The sequence below is a fragment of the Rhodococcus koreensis genome, assembly GCF_017068375.1.
Classification (GTDB): Bacteria; Actinomycetota; Actinomycetes; order Mycobacteriales; family Mycobacteriaceae; genus Rhodococcus_F; species Rhodococcus_F koreensis.
The window spans coordinates 5,659,625-5,675,659 of record NZ_CP070609.1; the positions used below are offsets into that span (position 1 = coordinate 5,659,625).

Sequence of the window (16,035 nt, forward strand, 5' to 3'; positions counted from 1 at the left end):
GATAGTCCTAACGCGTCGCGGGGGGCAGGCCGAGGGCGGTCATGGCGATGATGTCGCGCTGCACCTCGTTGGTTCCGCCGCCGAACGTGAGGATCAGCGACGACCGGTGCATCCGCTCGAGCCGCCCGCGCAGCAGGACGCCCGGGGAGTTCTGCCGCAGCGTGGCCGACGGTCCGAGGATCTCCATCAGCAGCCGGTACGCCTCGGTGGCGAACTCCGTGCCGTACACCTTGTTCGCCGACGCCGCCTCCGGGCCGGGGGCGTGCGCTGAATCATCCCCCGTCGCTTCGCTCGCCCCGGTCGACGAGGCGATCTCCCAGTTCATGAGCTTCAGGTACTCGGCCTTCGCGTGGACGCGCGCGAGATTGATCTGCACCCATTCCTGGTCGATGACGCGGCGACCGTCCGGCAGCTTGGTGTTCTGCGCCCATTCGCGCACCTCCCGCTGGGCGGTGAGGACCGGCCCGGCGGACGTCAGGGCGACGCGTTCGTGATTGAGCTGGTTGGTGATCAGCGCCCAGCCGCCGTGTTCGGGGCCGACGAGCGCGGACGAGGGCACCCGCACGTCCTGGTAGTAGGTGGCGCTGGTGTCCGGGCCCGCCATCGTGTGCACGGGGGTGTACGAGAAGCCTTCGGCGGTGGTCGGGACGATCAGCATGCTGATGCCCTTGTGCTTCTTCGCTTCGGGATCGGTGCGGCACGCCAGCCACACGTAGTCGGCGTACGCGATCAGACTCGTCCACATCTTCTGGCCGTTGATGACGTAGTCGTCGCCGTCCTTGACCGCGGTGGTGCGGAGGCTGGCGAGGTCGGTCCCCGCTTCGGGCTCGGAGTAGCCGATCGAGAAGTGCAGTTCGCCGGCCGAGATCTTGGGCAGGAAGAACGATTTCTGCTCGGGGGTGCCGAAATGCATGATCGTCGGCGCGACCGAGTTGATCGTGAGGAAGGGGACGGGCGCGCCTGCGATGGCTGCCTCGTCGGTGAAGATCAGCTGATCCATGGCGGATCGTTCCTGGCCGCCGTACTCCCTGGGCCACCCGAGTGTCAGCCAGCCGTCCCTGCCCATCTGGGCGACGACGTCGCGGTAGACGTTGCCCTCGCCGTATTCGCCGGTGGTGGCGGCCAGTGCCTCTCGACGCTCCGGCGTCATCAGCTTCGCGAAGTACGCGCGCAGCTCTTCCCGCAGCTGTTGCTGCTGCGGTGTGTACGTGATGTGCATCGAAATACCTCTCCGGTCCGAGAGCGAAATCAGCTGATATCTGGCACAGGTTCCAGTCTCTGCGGTGCATCGGCGGAGTCGGCTCAGGCCGGCCCCGGAGCGTGCCCGGTAGGCGTGCCCGCAGTCGTGGAACGAATCATTGCACACGACTGGAACAGGTTCTAGTGTTATCGCAGGAACGGCGTGCGCCACAGCCCGGCTGCACCCGGATCCGCGAGTGACGAGACGAGAAGAAGTGAGGGTTGCCATGGAGGTCAGAGTCGATTTCGACCGTTGCGAGGCCAATGGTGTGTGCGTGGGGATCGCACCCGACATCTTCGAGCTCGACGACGACGATCAGCTGCACATCACGAGTGCCGTTCCTCCCGCTGACCGGGAGGAAGACGTGCGTACGGCGATCGCCCAGTGTCCGAGGGCCGCACTCACCGAGCACCCCTGAGGATTGTTGCCCGGAATGAGAACACGTTCTAGAGTGGCGTCGACCTACCGCCGCGCCGTGGTTCACGACCTGCGGCGAGCGCACAGAACCAGGAGAGCGTGTTCATGAATGCTGTGGCTGACCGCGAAGTGAACGTGGACGGCAAGGTCGCCGTCGTGACCGGTGCCGGATCCGGCCTCGGAAAGTTCGAGGCGATCGCACTGGCCCGTGCGGGTGCGTCCGTCGTCGTCAACGACCTGGCCGCGAACGAGGCCGTCGAGGAAACTCTGGAGGAAATCCGGGGCCTGGGCGCAAAGGTCGAGTTCGTGGCAGGCGACATCGGCGAACGGTCCACGGCCGACGCGATCATGGAGGCGGCGCAGAGCCGGCTCGGCAGCCTCGACATCCTGGTGAACAATGCGGGCATCACGCGGGATCGCATGCTGTTCAACATGTCCGACGAGGACTGGGACCTGGTGCTGAAAGTGCATCTGCGCGGCCACTTCCTGCTGTGCCGTTCCGCCGCGTCGTATTGGCGGGGCAGGTCGAAGGAGGCCGGCGCGCCCGTGTACGGGCGGATCGTCAACACCTCGTCCGAGGCGGGACTGCTCGGACCCGAGGGGCAGGCGAACTACGGTGCCGCCAAGGCGGGCATCACGGCGCTCACGCTGTCGGCGGCCCGTGGGCTCTCCCGGTACGGCGTCCGGGCCAACGCGATCTGCCCTCGGGCCCGCACGTCGATGACGGAGAGCGTCTTCGGGGAGGCTCCCGCCGAGGGAGTCGATCCGTTGTCGCCCGAGCATGTGGCCGCGCTGGTCGCCTACCTCGCATCTCCCGCCGCCGACTCCGTGAACGGCCAGGTCTTCGTCGTCTACGGCCCGATGGTGGCGTTGATGGCGGCGCCGGTCGTCGAGCGGCGCTTCGACGCCGTGGACGGCCGCTGGACACCCGGTGCGCTCGCGGAGGAGCTCGGGACCTACTTCGAGGACCGGGATCCGGCCGCGATGTTCTCGGCCTCCGCGGCGCTGCGCGAACTGGGCTGATCCGCGTCCTGCGGGTCGAGGAATCGACACGACCCGGGTTTGCGTATCGTTTCCGCAGGTAATGCGTCCGCGATGGGCGATACTGAAGGCAACTGAACAGCTGCGGAGCGGGGCCGGGTGACGGTGGAGGGGGTGTGGAACACGTGCCGGATTTGACTAGATCGTGTTCTAGTTTTCCGCCGTCGACCGGTTCGATCACCCTTGCCTGCGACACTCCCGAAGCGCTGGTGCCCGGCGGGCGCGCCCGGTCGCCGGAATCGGACGCAAAGGCGATTTCCGCGCTCGCCCGTGCGCGATGATATTTATTCAAAGGTCTTGTGCTATAACAACTTAGCGCCAACGCTTTGTGTTTCCGGCTGGCACCAACTTCCAGGTCCGATCGCGGGGTGACACGCCCTGATTTTCGGTCGAATCCGACCCTCGGAGCGTGCTGAATATGGGACGATTCTTGCTGATGAGCGGCCACCTTTGACAGGTGAACACGTTCTAGTTAATATGACCTGAGTCACAGACCGTTGGGGGGCTGGGCTCGAACTGACAGTCGGTGCTGGGCGAGATCATGGACGAGGAGGACGGATGGTAGACCTCCTCGAGGTGCCGTTGCGTGCGGTCGGCGGGTTCTTCACGATGTCGGGCGAAACGTTGAGGGCAGTCTTTTCGAGGCCCTTCCAGCGTCGCGAGTTCGTCGACCAGGCGTGGTTCGTCGCCCGGGTCTCGATGGTGCCCACCGTGCTGGTGGCCATTCCGTTCACCGTGCTGGTGAGCTTCACGATCAACATCCTCCTCCGTGAGATCGGCGCCGCCGACCTCAGTGGCGCCGGCGCCGCTCTCGGCACCGTCACCCAGGTCGGCCCCATCGTCACCGTGCTCATCGTGGCGGGTGCAGGCGCCACCGCCATCTGCGCAGACCTCTCCGCCCGCACCATCCGCGAAGAGATCGACGCGATGCGCGTGCTGGGCATCAACCCGATCCACCGCCTGGTCGTGCCGCGCGTGCTGGCCTCGACCGTCGTGGCGCTCCTGCTCAACGGGCTGGTCTGCACCATCGGCATCCTCGGCGGTTTCGTCTTCTCGGTCTACATCCAGGACGTCAACCCGGGTGCCTTCGTCAATGGCATCACGCTGCTCACCGGTTTCGGGGAACTCGTGATCTCGGAAGTCAAAGCAGGTCTGTTCGGCATGATCGCCGGCCTCGTCGCCGCCTACCTCGGCCTGAACGTCAAGGGTGGCGCGAAGAGCGTCGGTGACGCCGTCAACCAGACCGTCGTGTTCTCGTTCATGGCCCTCTTCGTGGTCAACGTTCTCGTCACCGCCGTCGGCATCAAACTGACGGCAGGGTGATCGACTTGGTGGTGGAGTAGATGGCACTAGCGGCGGCCGGGCGCTTTCCCCGAACTCGCAGACGGTTCGCGTCGGCGTCCCGCTCGATCGACCGGCTCGGTGAGCAGGCACTGTTCTTCGCGCGGGCCATCGGCTCGGCGCCCCGCGCCCTGATGCACTACCCGAGGGAGACGCTGCGGCTGATCGCCGAGATCAGCATGGGCACCGGTGCGCTCGCGGTGATCGGCGGAACGGTCGTCATCGTCGGCTTCCTGACTCTGTTCACCGGCGGCACCATCGCCGTGCAGGGGTACAGCTCGCTCGGCAACATCGGTGTCGAGGCACTCACCGGCTTCTTCGCGGCATTCATCAACGTGCGCATCGCGGCGCCGGTCATCGCGGGCATCGGGCTGGCGGCCACCATCGGCGCCGGCTCCACTGCCCAACTCGGCGCGATGCGCGTCTCGGAGGAGATCGACGCACTCGAGACGATGGCGATCCCGTCGATCCCGTACCTGGTCAGCACCCGCGTGATGGCGGGCATGATCGCGATCATCCCGCTGTACGCCCTGGCGGTGATCGCGTCCTTCATGGCGAGCCGGTTCGCGACCGTCGTGCTGTACGACCAGTCGTCCGGCGTCTACGACCACTACTTCTCGACGTTCCTGATACCCACGGACATCCTGTGGTCGTTCGCCCAGGCCATCGTCATGGCGATCGCGATCATGCTCATCCACACCTACTACGGCTTCAACGCCTCGGGCGGCCCGGTCGGCGTCGGTGTGGCCGTCGGCAACGCGGTGCGCTCCTCGCTGATCGCCGTCGTCACCGTCACCCTGCTCATCTCGCTCGCCATCTACGGCGGGTCCGGCAACTTCAACCTTTCGGGATAGGAGTGCCGGTAGATGACTGATTCGAGTGGGAAGAAGAAGCTCGCGGCACTCGTACTCGTGGTGAGTCTTCTCGCGATCATCGGTGTGTCACTGGCCATGTTCAACGGCACGTTCAACGAGACCACGCCCGTCACCGTGACGTCGGATCGCTCCGGACTGGTGATGGAACCCGACGCCAAGGTCAAGCTCCTCGGTGTCCAGGTCGGCCGCGTCGCCGCCATCGAGCACGTGACCGACGGCGCCGAGCTGAAACTGGCGATGTACCCCGACATGATGTCGCTGATTCCGTCCAACGCGACTGTGGAAATCAAGTCCACCACCGTGTTCGGCGCCAAGTACGTCAACTTCGTGATGCCGGAGAACCCGTCGTCCACCCCTCTCCAGTCGGGGGACGTCATCGCATCCGACAACGTCACCGTCGAATTCAACACGGTCTTCCAGCACCTGTCCGACGTGTTGGCCAAGGTGCAGCCGGAGAAGCTCAACGCCACCCTCGGTGCCATCTCCTCGGCGCTGCACGGGCGGGGTGACGAACTCGGCGCCCTGCTCGAGCAGAGCGACAGCTACCTGGCGGAGATGAACCCGAGTCTGCCCCAGTTGCAGGAAGATCTGGCGAAGGCGGCGCAGGTCACCGACGTGTATGCCGACACCGCGCCCGACCTGCTCCGGGTGCTCGACAACGCGACGGCCACCAGCGGCACCGTCGTCGACGAACAGGACAACCTGGACGCCGTGCTGCTCAACGTCACCGGGCTGGCCGACACGGCGAACACCGTCCTGACCGAGAACGAGCAGAACCTGGACTCCGCTCTCGGCCTGCTGCTCCCGACGACGGATCTGCTGGCCGAGTACTCGCCCGAGATCTCCTGCTTCATCGTCGGCCTGAACAACGTGATCCCCCTCGCCGAACAGCTCATCGGCGGCAATCAGCCGGGTATCGCGCTGAGTGCCAGCTTCATGTACGGGCAGGAGCCGTACACCTATCCGAAGGACCTGCCGAAAGTGAACGCGACAGGTGGGCCGAACTGCCACGGTCTTCCCAACCCCGATCTCAGCAAGCACGCGAACTTCGTCGTGGCCGACACCGGCACGGTGCCGTTCGTGCCGTCGACGGAAGTCCAGGTACATCTGCCGAAGGTGTTCCAACTGTTGTTCGCGGGCGTGTTCCCCGGGCAGGGTGGGCAGTGACTGTGCGAGCGACCACGGTCAAGCTGCTGATCTTCGCGACGGTGATGTCGGTGATCTTCGCCGGGCTCGCCCTGGTGTTCAGCCAGTACCGATTCAGTAGTTCCGACGGCTACCACGCTACGTTCACCGACGTGTCCGGGCTCAAGCCCGGCGACAAGGTCCGCATCGCCGGCGTTCCCGTCGGCGCCGTCGAGAAGGTGGGCATCGACGACGACAACCTGGCCGACGTCGACTTCACCGTCGACACCAAGTACTCGCTGTTCGACGGGACCAAGGCGACGGTGCGGTACGAGAACCTCGTCGGCGACCGGTACATGGAACTCCTCGAAGGCGCCGGATCGGTGGAACCACTGCCGGACGGTGGTTCGATCCCCGTCGAGAACACCTCTCCCGCACTCGATCTCGACCTTCTGCTGGGCGGGTTCAAGCCGCTGCTCCGGGCGCTGGACCCGCAGCAGGTCAACGACCTGTCGCAGGCGCTGGTCCAGGTGTTCCAGGGGCAGGGCGGCACGCTCGTCTCGCTCCTCGGCAGCACGAGTTCGTTCACGAACACCCTCGCCGACCGGGACCAGTTGATCGGCGAGGTGATCACGAACCTCAACCAGGTGCTCGGGACCATCAACGACCGCGGCGACCAGTTCCGGTCGACGCTCGACCGGTTGCAGCAGTTGGTGAGCGGGCTCTCCCAGGACCGCGATCAGATCGGTGACGCCATTCCCCGCATCGCCGGGGCGACGGGCGATCTCGCACATCTGCTCGAAGGTGCGCGGCCGCCCCTGCAGAGCACGATCGCGGAGGCCAACCGCACCGCGACTCAACTCCAGGCGGGCGAGGACGACCTCGACTGGGTGTTCCAGAATCTGCCCGACGCGTACCGCAGGCTCATCCGCATCGGCACGTACGGCAGCTTCTTCCAGATGTACGTCTGCACGGTCAAGTTCAAGTTCTCCGGCCCGGACGGATCGGATCTGCTCCTGAACATGCCGGGCGGTCAGACGGCAGGGAGGTGTGCACCGTAGCCATGAAGAGTGAACGCAATCCCGTACAGGTGGGACTCATCGGTGTCGCCGTCGCGAGCATGATCGTGATCGCGACCCTGCAATACGATCAGCTGCAATTCCTGTCGGGCGGCACGCAGTACTCCGCCTATTTCGAGGACGCGGGTGGGCTGATGACCGGCGACACGGTGACCCTCGCCGGTGTCGACGTCGGGAAGGTCGCCGAGGTGGAACTCGACGACCAGAAGGTGCTCGTCACGTTCACCATCCAGGACGGCATCGCCCTCGGCGACGCCACCGAGGCGAACATCAAGACCAACACCGTTCTCGGGCGCAAGTCCCTCGCCGTCACCCCGCTCGGGCACGACACGATGCGGGTGGGATCGACTATTCCGTTGGAGCGCACCAACTCTCCGTACTCGCTCAACGACGCACTCGGCGATCTGTCGACCACCGTCTCCGAACTCGACACCGACGAGGTCAACAACGCGTTGAACGCGATGTCCGGCGCTCTCGAGAACACGCCGCCCGAGCTGCGCACCGCACTGGACGGCCTGACCCGGTTGTCGGAGAGCATCAACTCGCGGGACGAGAGCCTGCGGCAGCTGCTCTCGCGGGCCGAGAACGTGACCGGAATCCTCGCCGAGCGCAGCGGGCAGATCAACTCGCTGATCGTCGACGGAAACGAGCTGTTCGGTGAGCTCGACCGTCGCCGCGCGGCGATCAGCCAGCTGATCGTGAACATCTCCGAGGTGTCCCGGCAGCTCACCGGGCTGGTCCAGGACAACGAGGAGCAGATGAAACCGACGCTCGACAAGCTGAACTCGGTGGTCGACGTCCTGCAGCGCAACAAGGACAACATCTCACAGGCTCTCGACGGCCTCGCGCCGTACGCCACTCAGCTCGGCGAGTCGGTGGGTAGCGGCCCGTTCTTCATGGCGTACGTCTACAACATCGGCATCGGCAACCTGTTCCAGGGGCTCAGCGACGCGGTGACGTGGCCGGAGCATCTGCCCAACGACCTCCAGGCGTACCTGCAGACGGGTCCGTCCATCGAGCTGAGGGAACCGCCGCGATGACGACGAACCCGGAAATCACCAACACGCGGAAGAAGTGGCTGATCCGCGGCGGCGTCGCCGCGGTCGTGGTGGTGCTGATCGTCGGCGCCGCAGTGATGTTCGTGCCCAAGCTGTTCCAGAACACGATCACCGCCTACTTCCCGGCGACCACCGGGCTGTATTCGGGCGACGACGTCCGCGTCCTCGGTGTGAAGGTGGGGACGATCGATTCGATCGAGCCCGGCGCCGACTTCGCGCGGGTGACGATGAACGTGAACAAGAGCGTGAAGATTCCGGCCGACGCGAAGGCCGTCATTGTCGCGCCCAGCCTGGTGTCGGGACGGTTCGTCCAGCTGACACCCGTGTACGCGGGTGGGCCGACGATGGGCGACGGCGCGAGCATCCCGGTGGAGCACACCGCCGTCCCGGTGGAATGGGACGAGATCAAGACTGAGCTGAACAAGCTGTCGGAGGCGCTCGGACCGCAGGGCGCCGACCCGCAGGGCTCGCTCGGCACGTTCATCGACACCGCCGCCGCCAATCTCGACGGGAACGGCGAGTCGCTGCGCAACACGTTGCGGGAACTGTCGGAGACCATGCGGACCCTGTCCGACGGCCGCACCGACCTGTTCTCGACCATCCGCAACCTGCAGACGTTCGTGGCGGCGCTGTCGTCGAGCAACGAGCAGATCGTCCAGTTCGAGGGCAGGCTCGCGTCGGTGTCGAACATGCTCGCCACCAACTCCGACGAACTCGGAACCGCCCTGAACGACCTCGACCTGGCGCTCGGCGACGTCAACCGGTTCGTGGCGGAGAACCGCGCCGCCCTCAGTGAGCAGGTCGGCCGTCTGGCGGACGCCACCCAGGTGCTCGCCGACAAGAGGCCCCAGATCGAGCAGGTGCTCCACGTGGCGCCCACGGCGCTGGCGAACTTCAGCAACATCTACAAGCCGGCGCAGGGGTCACTGGTCGGTGCGGTCGCGTTTGCGAACCTCGGGAACCCCGTGAACTTCATGTGCGGCGCCATCCAGAGCCTGCAGGCCAACGAGGCGAATCGCAGTGCCGACCTGTGCACCCAGTACCTGTCGCCGGTCCTGAACTCGCTGACGATGAACTATCTGCCCGTCCTCACCAACCCGACCACGGGAGTGAATGCGTTCCCGGATCAGATCGAGTACACCCCGCCGAGTCTCGAGGCCTCCGTGCCGCCGCGGTCCGCGCCCCCGGTGACCGGCACCCTCGCCGGGATGCCGACGGTGGACGTGCCCAGAGACCTGAACGATCTGCTGCAGCCGGGAGGTGGGCGATGACGAAGCACGCACGGATGCGTCGCGGTGGCATCGCCGCGGTGGCGATCACACTGACGCTGACCCTGACCGGATGCGAGTGGGAAGGGCTGAATTCGCTTCCCCTGCCGGGGACCGAGGGGCAGGGCGACGACGCCTACACCGTCGAGATCCAGATGCCCAATGTGACGACGCTGTCGCAGAACTCGCCCGTCCGGGTGAACGACGTGACGGTGGGTTCGGTGACGGGCATCGAGGTGCAGGACTGGCACGCCCTGGTCACCGTGTCGATCAACGGCGACGTCCAGTTGCCCGCCAATGCGACCGCCAAGATCGGCCAGACCAGCCTCCTCGGCTCGCAGCACCTCGAGCTGGCTCCGCCGAGCGACGTCGAGCCCGAAGGCAAACTCGAGGACGGCGACGTCATCCCGATCGAGCGGGCGGGCGCCTACCCGACCACCGAGCAGACGCTGTCGTCGCTGTCGGTGGTGCTCAACGGCGGCGGCATCGCCCAGATCCGCGACATCACCCAGGAACTCAACGCCGCGCTGGGCGGACGGGAGGAGTCCATCCGCGACCTCCTTCCGCAACTCGACCAGCTCGTCACGAGCCTCGACCGGCAGCGCGGCGACATCATCGGTGCGATGGAGGGGCTCGACCGGTTGTCGGGCACCGTCAACGAGCAGAAGGCCACCCTGGACGCGGCGCTGGACGGCATCCCGCCCGCGCTGGACGTGCTCGTCACCCAACGGCAGAATCTCACCACCGCTCTGGTCGAGGTGGGCAAGCTCAGCGACACCGCCTCCCGTCTCGTCGAGAGCAGCGGCGAGGACCTGAAGGCGAACCTGCGCAACCTCACCCCGGTGCTGCGTGAACTCGCCAACTCGGGGAGCGCGCTGACCGAGGTGCTGACCCTGATGCTCACGTACCCCTTCCCGATGAAGACGATGGACAAGGCGATTCAGGGCGACTACGCGAACCTCATGATGACGATCGACATGACCAACGAACGCGTCGACAGCAACTTCCTGACCGGAACCGGGCTCGGCGGATCACTCGGCGGCGTGGAGGGCGCCGTGGGATCGCTCGCCGGGGTGGCCGGACAGTCCGGCGATCCGCTGCAGGCGCCGCTGCAGCCGGCGCCGAAACCGGCACCGGCGCCGCCGGTGATTCCCGGGCTCCCGCAGATACCCGGACTGCCGCAGATACCGGGCCTTCCGCCGCAACTGGGAGGGGCGCCGACACCATGAGAATGACGAGATTCGTTCGTATTCAGCTGATCATCTTCTCGATCCTCACCGTCATCGGGCTCGTCGTGATGTCGATCCAGTACATCAAGGTGCCGGTGCTGTTCGGCATCGGACGCTACGAGGTGAGCGTCCGGCTGCCGTCCACCGGCGGGCTCTACTCCCACGCCAATGTCGCGTACCGCGGCACCAACATCGGTGTCGTCGAGAACGTGACGCTCACCGGCGAGGGTGTGGAGGCGAAGATGTCGCTCGACAGCGACTACAAGATCCCGGCCGACGTCGACGCGGCGGTCAAGAGCGTGTCGGCGGTCGGCGAGCAGTACGTCGACCTGATCCCGCGGGAAGGCACAGCCGACGGCCCGTACCTCGCGAACGGCGATGTGATCCCGGAGGATCGGGCGACCATCCCGCAGGACGTCGGCGAGATGCTCGACCAGGCCGACGAACTGCTCGCCAGCATTTCGGACACCAGGCTGCAGACGGTGATCGACGAGGCGTTCACGGCGTTCAACGGATCCGGTCCCGACCTGCAGCGGCTCATCGACTCGGCCCGCCTGTTCGTCGAGGAGGCCGACGCGAACAGCGACGCGACAAAGGCCCTGATCGACCAGGTCGGTCCGCTGCTCGACACCCAGACGGTCAGCAGCGACGCCATCCGCTCGTGGACCCAGGACCTCGTGACGTTCACCGACCAGTTGCGGGCGAGCGACCCGAGCCTGCGGTCGGTGCTGGAGAAGGGTCCCGGCGCGGCGCAGGAAGCCACCCAGCTGTTCCAGGACCTGCAGCCGACGCTGCCGATCCTGCTGCGGAATCTGGTGAGCGTCGGGCAGGTCGGGGTGATCTACAACAAGAGCATCGAGCAGGTGCTGGTCATCTACCCGCCGCTGACCGCGGCGCTCGTGACGGCGGCGACCGGCGGGCCCGTGGAGGACGGCGCGATCGTCGACTTCGCCCTGCAACTGCACGACCCCCCGGCGTGTACGACGGGATTCCTGCCCCCCGACCAACGCCGGTCGGGAGATCAGACCGACCCGATCGCGACACCGAACGACCTGTACTGCAAGGCCGCTCCGGACGACCCGTCCGTCGTGCGCGGCGCGCGGAACCTCCCGTGCATGGAGTTCCCCGGACGCCGCGCACCGACGGTCGAGGCATGCCGCGAGGGCTGGGAGGCGTCGGGCAACAACCCGCCGTACGGGCCGATCATGCCGCCGGATGTACCCTCGTACACAGCCGTTCCGAGTTCCTACGAAGGCTCCGCGGGTGCACCGGTCGCGGCCGTGCCCTACGACCCGGCCACCGGTAGCTTCATTGGTTCGGATGGAAAGACGTACACCCAACCGGATCTGGCGGTGCAGGGAAAGGACTCGACGTGGCAGACGATGATGACAGGTCAGCAGATTTGAGTTCCGGCACGGACGAGCGCGTGACCGACTCCGCGGATCAGGCGCAGCAGACACCCGCATCGACGGACCGGACGAGACGCCGGGCCGTCCGGCACGCCGGCCCGCCGGTGGGGGAGACCGAGGCCCCGAAGCCGGTGGTCCTCGCCAAGCCGGCGGTCGCGCAGGCCACTCCCGAGGCGGAGAAGGTCTCCACGACGACGTCCGCACCACAGGCGTCCGAGGCGCCGCCGATCGAGGCGCCGAAGCAGGGTCGGTCCCTGAAGTCGTTGCTCGCGTGGGGCGTTACGGCGGTGGTGATTGTCGCACTGGTCGTCGCGGCGGTAGTCCTGCTGCTCGACCAGCTGTCCGCGCGCGAACGGGACGACCGCCGTCAAGCCTTCGTCGACACGGCCCGGCAGACGGTGCTCAACCTGACGACCATCCACCCCGAGACCGCGAAGGACGACGTCGCCCGAATCGTCGCCGGTGCTTCCGGCCAGTTCCTCGAAGAGTTCCAGGGCCGGGAGGATCCGTTCGTCGGTGTCGTGCAGGACGCGAACGTGACCACCGAGGGCGAGGTCATCGAGGCCGGCATCGAGAACGGTACCGAGACGTCGATCTCGGCGAACGTCCTGGTGGCCGCGCGGACGATGGTGAGCAGCAAGGAACAGCCGGAACCCTCACCGCGCGACTTCCGGATGCGGGTGACGATCAGCGACGTCGACGGCAAGTTGACCGCATCGAAGGTGGAGTTCGTCCCATGAGCGACAACAACGAAGGCAAGCGAAAGTTCGCAATCACCAAGGGCGCAGCGCTGAAGATCGCGGCCGCGGTCGTGGTGGTCGCGCTCGCCGTCGGGGTGGGCTTCCTCTGGTACGGCCACCGGCAGGATCAACTCTCCGAGCAGGCGCGCATCGACGCCGTCGACGCCGCGGGCAAGCAGGCCGTCGCGATGCTGGCGTACGACTTCGCCGACGTCGACAACCAGTTGGCCTCTGCCGCAGACGGACTCACCGGTTCGTTCCGTGACGACTACACCACGCTCGTCCAGGAGACCATCGCACCGGGCGCCAAGCAGAAGCAACTCACCGTGCAGGTGTCGGTGCAGGCCGCCGCGCCGGTGTCGACCACACCCGACGAGGCGGTGGTTCTGCTGTACCTGAACCAGACGACGACGAGCGCCGACGCCCCCGACGCCCGAACGTCGGGCAGCCGGGTGCGGGTGTCGCTGCAGAAGGTCGACGACCGCTGGCTCGTCGATCAGCTGACCCCGGTGTAGCTGCGCTGCCCGTGAGTACTTATTAACGTCGGGCGGTTAAGAAGTACTCACGGGGCGGAGCCACCCCCTTCACAAAATGAAACAAGTTCTAGTAGTCTCGGGGTTTCCTGGCCGGGTGCCGACGCACGACGCTGTGTCGCACGGCCACAACCGAACGGGGAGTCGTCGATGAAGGTTGCAGTAACCGGCGCCGCGGGATTCGTGGGCAACAATCTGCTGAATCTGTTGGTCGAGGCAGGGCATGAGGTGACTGCCATCGACCGCGTCCGTTCCCGGTACGCACCCGAATACGGGGTCACCTGGGTGAACGCCGACGTGCTCGACGTCGAATCCATGAAGCAGGCGCTGGACGGCGCCGAGGTGGTCTACCACCTGGTCGCGATGATCACCCTCGCCCAGAAGGACGACCTGGCGTGGACCGTCAACACCAAGGGTGTTCGCACCGTCGCCGAAGCCGCTCTCGCGGTGGGAGTTCGGCGGATGGTGCATTGCAGTTCTGTGCACTCCTTCGACCAGAGCAGTTGCGGCGGAACGCTCGACGAGTACTCGCCGAGGTCCGTCGACGCGTCGATCCCCGTGTACGACAGGTCGAAATGGGCAGGCGAGATCGAACTCCGCGAGGTGGTCGACGCCGGCCTCGACGCGGTGATCTGCAACCCCACCGGGGTGTACGGGCCCGCCGACTACGGACTGTCGCGGGTGAACGCGTTGCTGCGCAACGCCGCTCGTGGCCGGGTGCCCGCGGCGGTGCAGGGCGGGTTCGACTTCGTCGACGTCCGCGACGTCGCCGCCGGACTGATCGCCGCAGGCGAGAAGGGCCGGACCGGTGAGAACTACCTGATCTCGGGGCACATGCTCGGCATGCATGATGTCGTGAGGAGGGCAGCGCGTGCGGCGGGCCGTCGGGGGCCGCTGTACTCGTTCCCGCTCAGTGTCATCGAACGCGTGCTGCCGATCGCCGAACCGATCGGGACCCGCTTCGGGTCGGACGTGCTGTCGCGGTCGGCGATGTCGGCGCTGCTCGCGGCGCCGGTCGTCGACGGTGGCAAGGCGCGGTCCGAACTCGGTTACGCCCCACGTCCCGCCGACGAGACGATCCGCGACTTCGTCGCCTTCCTGGTGACGTCCGGTCAGCTGAGCCGGGGAGGTCAGCTGTTCCCGGTCGCGTCTTCGGTGTAGTCGGACTCGGAAGCCTCGGCGGGAGCGATCAGCGCGGGGCCCGCGGCGCCGCCGTGTGCGAGGGCGTCGAGGAAGGACCGGGCCCACCGGTCGACGTCGTGTGCGAGGACCTGCCTGCGCAGGGCCCGCATGTGGCGTCGGCCGTCCTCCTTCGGCTGGTTCAGGGCCTGCTCCATCGCGTCCTTGACGCTGTCGAGATCGTGCGGATTGCACAGGAACGCCTGACGCAGTTCGGCGGCCGCACCGGTGAACTCGCTGAGCAGCAGCGCGCCGCCGAGATCACTCCGGCACGCCACGTACTCCTTGGCGACCAGGTTCATGCCGTCCCGCAGCGGGGTCACCAGCATCACGTCGGCGGCGACGAAGAACGCGATCAGTTCGTCGCGGGGGATGGGCCGGTGGATGTAGTGCACCACGGGCCTGCCGACCTCGCCGTACTCGCCGTTGATCCGCGACACCGACTGCTCGATCTCGCCGCGCATGTGGACGTAGCTCTCGACGCGCTCGCGGCTGGGTGTCGCGAGTTGCACGAGCACGGTGTCGGCGGGGTCGACGCGGTTCTCGTCGAGCAGTTCGTGCAACGCGGCGAGGCGGACGTCGATGCCCTTCGTGTAATCGAGGCGGTCGACGCCGAGCATGATGTGTTTGGGATTGCCCAGTTCCTTGCGGATCTTCCTGGCGCGGTCCCGGATGGACTTGGACCGGGACTGCTCGTCCAACTGCCCCGAGTCGATGGAGATCGGGAACGCGCCGACGCGGACCGTGCGGAAACCTACCTGCACGACGCCCAGCTTGGAGCGGACGCCCACGTTGCCGCGGGACGTCTGCTGGCCGGCGAGCTTGCGGGCCAGGTAGAGGAAGTTCTGGGCACCGCCCGGGAGGTGGAACCCGATCAGATCGGCGCCGAGCAGGCCCTCGATGATCTCGGTGCGCCACGGCATCTGCATGAACAGTTCCACCGGCGGGAACGGAATGTGCAGGAAGAACCCGATGGTGAGGTCGGGTCGGAGCATGCGCAGCATCTTCGGAACGAGCTGCAGCTGGTAGTCCTGGATCCACACGGTGGCGCCCTGCGCGGCAGCCTTCGACGTGGCCTCCGCGAAACGGCGGTTGACCTCGACGTAGGCGTTCCACCAGGCGCGGTTGTACTCGGGCTTGACGATGACGTCGTGGTACAGCGGCCACAGGGTGGCGTTGGAGAAGCCCTCGTAGTAATCGGCGATCTCCGCGGCGCTCAGCGGAACCGGGTACAGCTCGAGATCGTCCTCCACGACGGGATCGAGTTCCGCGTCCGGGACCCCCGCCCAGCCGACCCATGCGCCCTTGTTGCGGCGCAGGATCGGCTCGAGCGCGGTGACGAGGCCACCGGGGCTGCGCTTCCAGCGGGTGGTGCCGTCCGGAAGGCGTTCGAGATCGACGGGGAGTCGGTTCGCGACGACGACGAAGTCGGCTTGCCCGGAAACCGGATCAGAAGTCGAGCGTGATGACGATGCTGACGATTCCGAACTGGCAGCCACGG

At 66.5% G+C, this 16,035-nt stretch carries 15 protein-coding genes; 13 read left to right on the forward strand and 2 right to left on the reverse strand.

Annotated elements, in window-relative coordinates; all coding sequences use genetic code 11:
* Positions 1 to 7 precede the first annotated feature (7 nt).
* On the reverse strand, positions 8 to 1,219 hold the full coding sequence (locus JWS14_RS25990) for an acyl-CoA dehydrogenase family protein (RefSeq protein ID WP_095863237.1): 1,212 nt from the start codon (positions 1,217 to 1,219) through the stop codon (positions 8 to 10).
* A gap of 247 nt (positions 1,220 to 1,466) precedes the next feature.
* Between JWS14_RS25990 and JWS14_RS25995 the strand changes: the two genes are divergently transcribed.
* The 13 genes from JWS14_RS25995 to JWS14_RS26055 all read left to right on the forward strand — a co-directional run bounded on the left by JWS14_RS25995 (position 1,467) and on the right by JWS14_RS26055 (position 14,516).
* Positions 1,467 to 1,658: a ferredoxin gene (locus JWS14_RS25995; RefSeq protein ID WP_072947890.1), complete on the forward strand. Its 192-nt coding sequence runs from the start codon at positions 1,467 to 1,469 to the stop codon at positions 1,656 to 1,658.
* Positions 1,659 to 1,762: 104 nt separating this feature from the next.
* Entirely contained in the window at positions 1,763 to 2,680 is a 918-nt protein-coding gene (locus tag JWS14_RS26000) for a 3-oxoacyl-ACP reductase (RefSeq protein WP_072947892.1), read from the forward strand.
* Between the two features lie 576 nt (positions 2,681 to 3,256).
* Positions 3,257 to 4,021 (forward strand): MlaE family ABC transporter permease, encoded by a 765-nt coding sequence (locus JWS14_RS26005; protein ID WP_015888557.1) that lies wholly within the window; start codon positions 3,257 to 3,259, stop codon positions 4,019 to 4,021.
* 20 nt (positions 4,022 to 4,041) lie between these two features.
* Positions 4,042 to 4,893: an MlaE family ABC transporter permease gene (locus tag JWS14_RS26010; protein ID WP_072947894.1), complete on the forward strand. Its 852-nt coding sequence runs from the start codon at positions 4,042 to 4,044 to the stop codon at positions 4,891 to 4,893.
* A gap of 12 nt (positions 4,894 to 4,905) precedes the next feature.
* On the forward strand, positions 4,906 to 6,081 hold the full coding sequence (locus JWS14_RS26015; protein ID WP_095863238.1) for an MCE family protein: 1,176 nt from the start codon (positions 4,906 to 4,908) through the stop codon (positions 6,079 to 6,081).
* Positions 6,078 to 7,100: an MCE family protein gene (locus JWS14_RS26020; RefSeq protein WP_095863239.1), complete on the forward strand. Its 1,023-nt coding sequence runs from the start codon at positions 6,078 to 6,080 to the stop codon at positions 7,098 to 7,100. Before JWS14_RS26015 ends, JWS14_RS26020 begins: the two co-directional genes overlap by 4 nt.
* Positions 7,101 to 7,102: 2 nt before the next feature.
* Complete coding sequence (locus JWS14_RS26025; protein ID WP_072947901.1) at positions 7,103 to 8,158, forward strand: MCE family protein; 1,056 nt, start codon at positions 7,103 to 7,105, stop codon at positions 8,156 to 8,158.
* Positions 8,155 to 9,447: an MCE family protein gene (locus tag JWS14_RS26030; RefSeq protein WP_072947903.1), complete on the forward strand. Its 1,293-nt coding sequence runs from the start codon at positions 8,155 to 8,157 to the stop codon at positions 9,445 to 9,447. The genes JWS14_RS26025 and JWS14_RS26030 overlap by 4 nt, the downstream gene beginning before the upstream one ends.
* Positions 9,444 to 10,673, forward strand: coding sequence for an MCE family protein (locus JWS14_RS26035; RefSeq protein ID WP_072947906.1), 1,230 nt, complete (start codon positions 9,444 to 9,446; stop codon positions 10,671 to 10,673). Before JWS14_RS26030 ends, JWS14_RS26035 begins: the two co-directional genes overlap by 4 nt.
* The gene (locus tag JWS14_RS26040; protein ID WP_095863240.1) at positions 10,670 to 12,079 is read left to right on the forward strand and encodes an MCE family protein; all 1,410 of its coding nucleotides are present in this window, start codon (positions 10,670 to 10,672) and stop codon (positions 12,077 to 12,079) included. Before JWS14_RS26035 ends, JWS14_RS26040 begins: the two co-directional genes overlap by 4 nt.
* Positions 12,076 to 12,822, forward strand: a complete 747-nt coding sequence (locus JWS14_RS26045) for a hypothetical protein (RefSeq protein ID WP_095863241.1) — start codon at positions 12,076 to 12,078, stop codon at positions 12,820 to 12,822. Before JWS14_RS26040 ends, JWS14_RS26045 begins: the two co-directional genes overlap by 4 nt.
* On the forward strand, positions 12,819 to 13,337 hold the full coding sequence (locus tag JWS14_RS26050; protein WP_072947914.1) for a h domain protein: 519 nt from the start codon (positions 12,819 to 12,821) through the stop codon (positions 13,335 to 13,337). Before JWS14_RS26045 ends, JWS14_RS26050 begins: the two co-directional genes overlap by 4 nt.
* A gap of 168 nt (positions 13,338 to 13,505) precedes the next feature.
* Positions 13,506 to 14,516 (forward strand): NAD-dependent epimerase/dehydratase family protein, encoded by a 1,011-nt coding sequence (locus tag JWS14_RS26055; RefSeq protein WP_095863242.1) that lies wholly within the window; start codon positions 13,506 to 13,508, stop codon positions 14,514 to 14,516.
* Here the strand turns inward: JWS14_RS26055 and JWS14_RS26060 are convergent.
* Positions 14,486 to 16,033: an alpha,alpha-trehalose-phosphate synthase (UDP-forming) gene (locus JWS14_RS26060; RefSeq protein WP_072947918.1), complete on the reverse strand. Its 1,548-nt coding sequence runs from the start codon at positions 16,031 to 16,033 to the stop codon at positions 14,486 to 14,488. The two genes, JWS14_RS26055 and JWS14_RS26060, sit on opposite strands and share 31 nt — an antisense overlap.
* Positions 16,034 to 16,035 lie beyond the last annotated feature (2 nt).

What these genes read in the sequence shown, in the direction of transcription:
- JWS14_RS25990 (WP_095863237.1), bottom strand. Translation starts at nt 1,219, where the DNA reads ATGCACATCACGTACACACCGCAGCAGCAACAGCTGCGGGAAGAGCTG.
- JWS14_RS25995 (WP_072947890.1), top strand. Translation starts at nt 1,467, where the DNA reads ATGGAGGTCAGAGTCGATTTCGACCGTTGCGAGGCCAATGGTGTGTGC.
- JWS14_RS26000 (WP_072947892.1), top strand. Translation starts at nt 1,763, where the DNA reads ATGAATGCTGTGGCTGACCGCGAAGTGAACGTGGACGGCAAGGTCGCC.
- JWS14_RS26005 (WP_015888557.1), top strand. Translation starts at nt 3,257, where the DNA reads ATGGTAGACCTCCTCGAGGTGCCGTTGCGTGCGGTCGGCGGGTTCTTC.
- JWS14_RS26010 (WP_072947894.1), top strand. Translation starts at nt 4,042, where the DNA reads ATGGCACTAGCGGCGGCCGGGCGCTTTCCCCGAACTCGCAGACGGTTC.
- JWS14_RS26015 (WP_095863238.1), top strand. Translation starts at nt 4,906, where the DNA reads ATGACTGATTCGAGTGGGAAGAAGAAGCTCGCGGCACTCGTACTCGTG.
- JWS14_RS26025 (WP_072947901.1), top strand. Translation starts at nt 7,103, where the DNA reads ATGAAGAGTGAACGCAATCCCGTACAGGTGGGACTCATCGGTGTCGCC.
- JWS14_RS26030 (WP_072947903.1), top strand. Translation starts at nt 8,155, where the DNA reads ATGACGACGAACCCGGAAATCACCAACACGCGGAAGAAGTGGCTGATC.
- JWS14_RS26035 (WP_072947906.1), top strand. Translation starts at nt 9,444, where the DNA reads ATGACGAAGCACGCACGGATGCGTCGCGGTGGCATCGCCGCGGTGGCG.
- JWS14_RS26040 (WP_095863240.1), top strand. Translation starts at nt 10,670, where the DNA reads ATGAGAATGACGAGATTCGTTCGTATTCAGCTGATCATCTTCTCGATC.
- JWS14_RS26050 (WP_072947914.1), top strand. Translation starts at nt 12,819, where the DNA reads ATGAGCGACAACAACGAAGGCAAGCGAAAGTTCGCAATCACCAAGGGC.
- JWS14_RS26055 (WP_095863242.1), top strand. Translation starts at nt 13,506, where the DNA reads ATGAAGGTTGCAGTAACCGGCGCCGCGGGATTCGTGGGCAACAATCTG.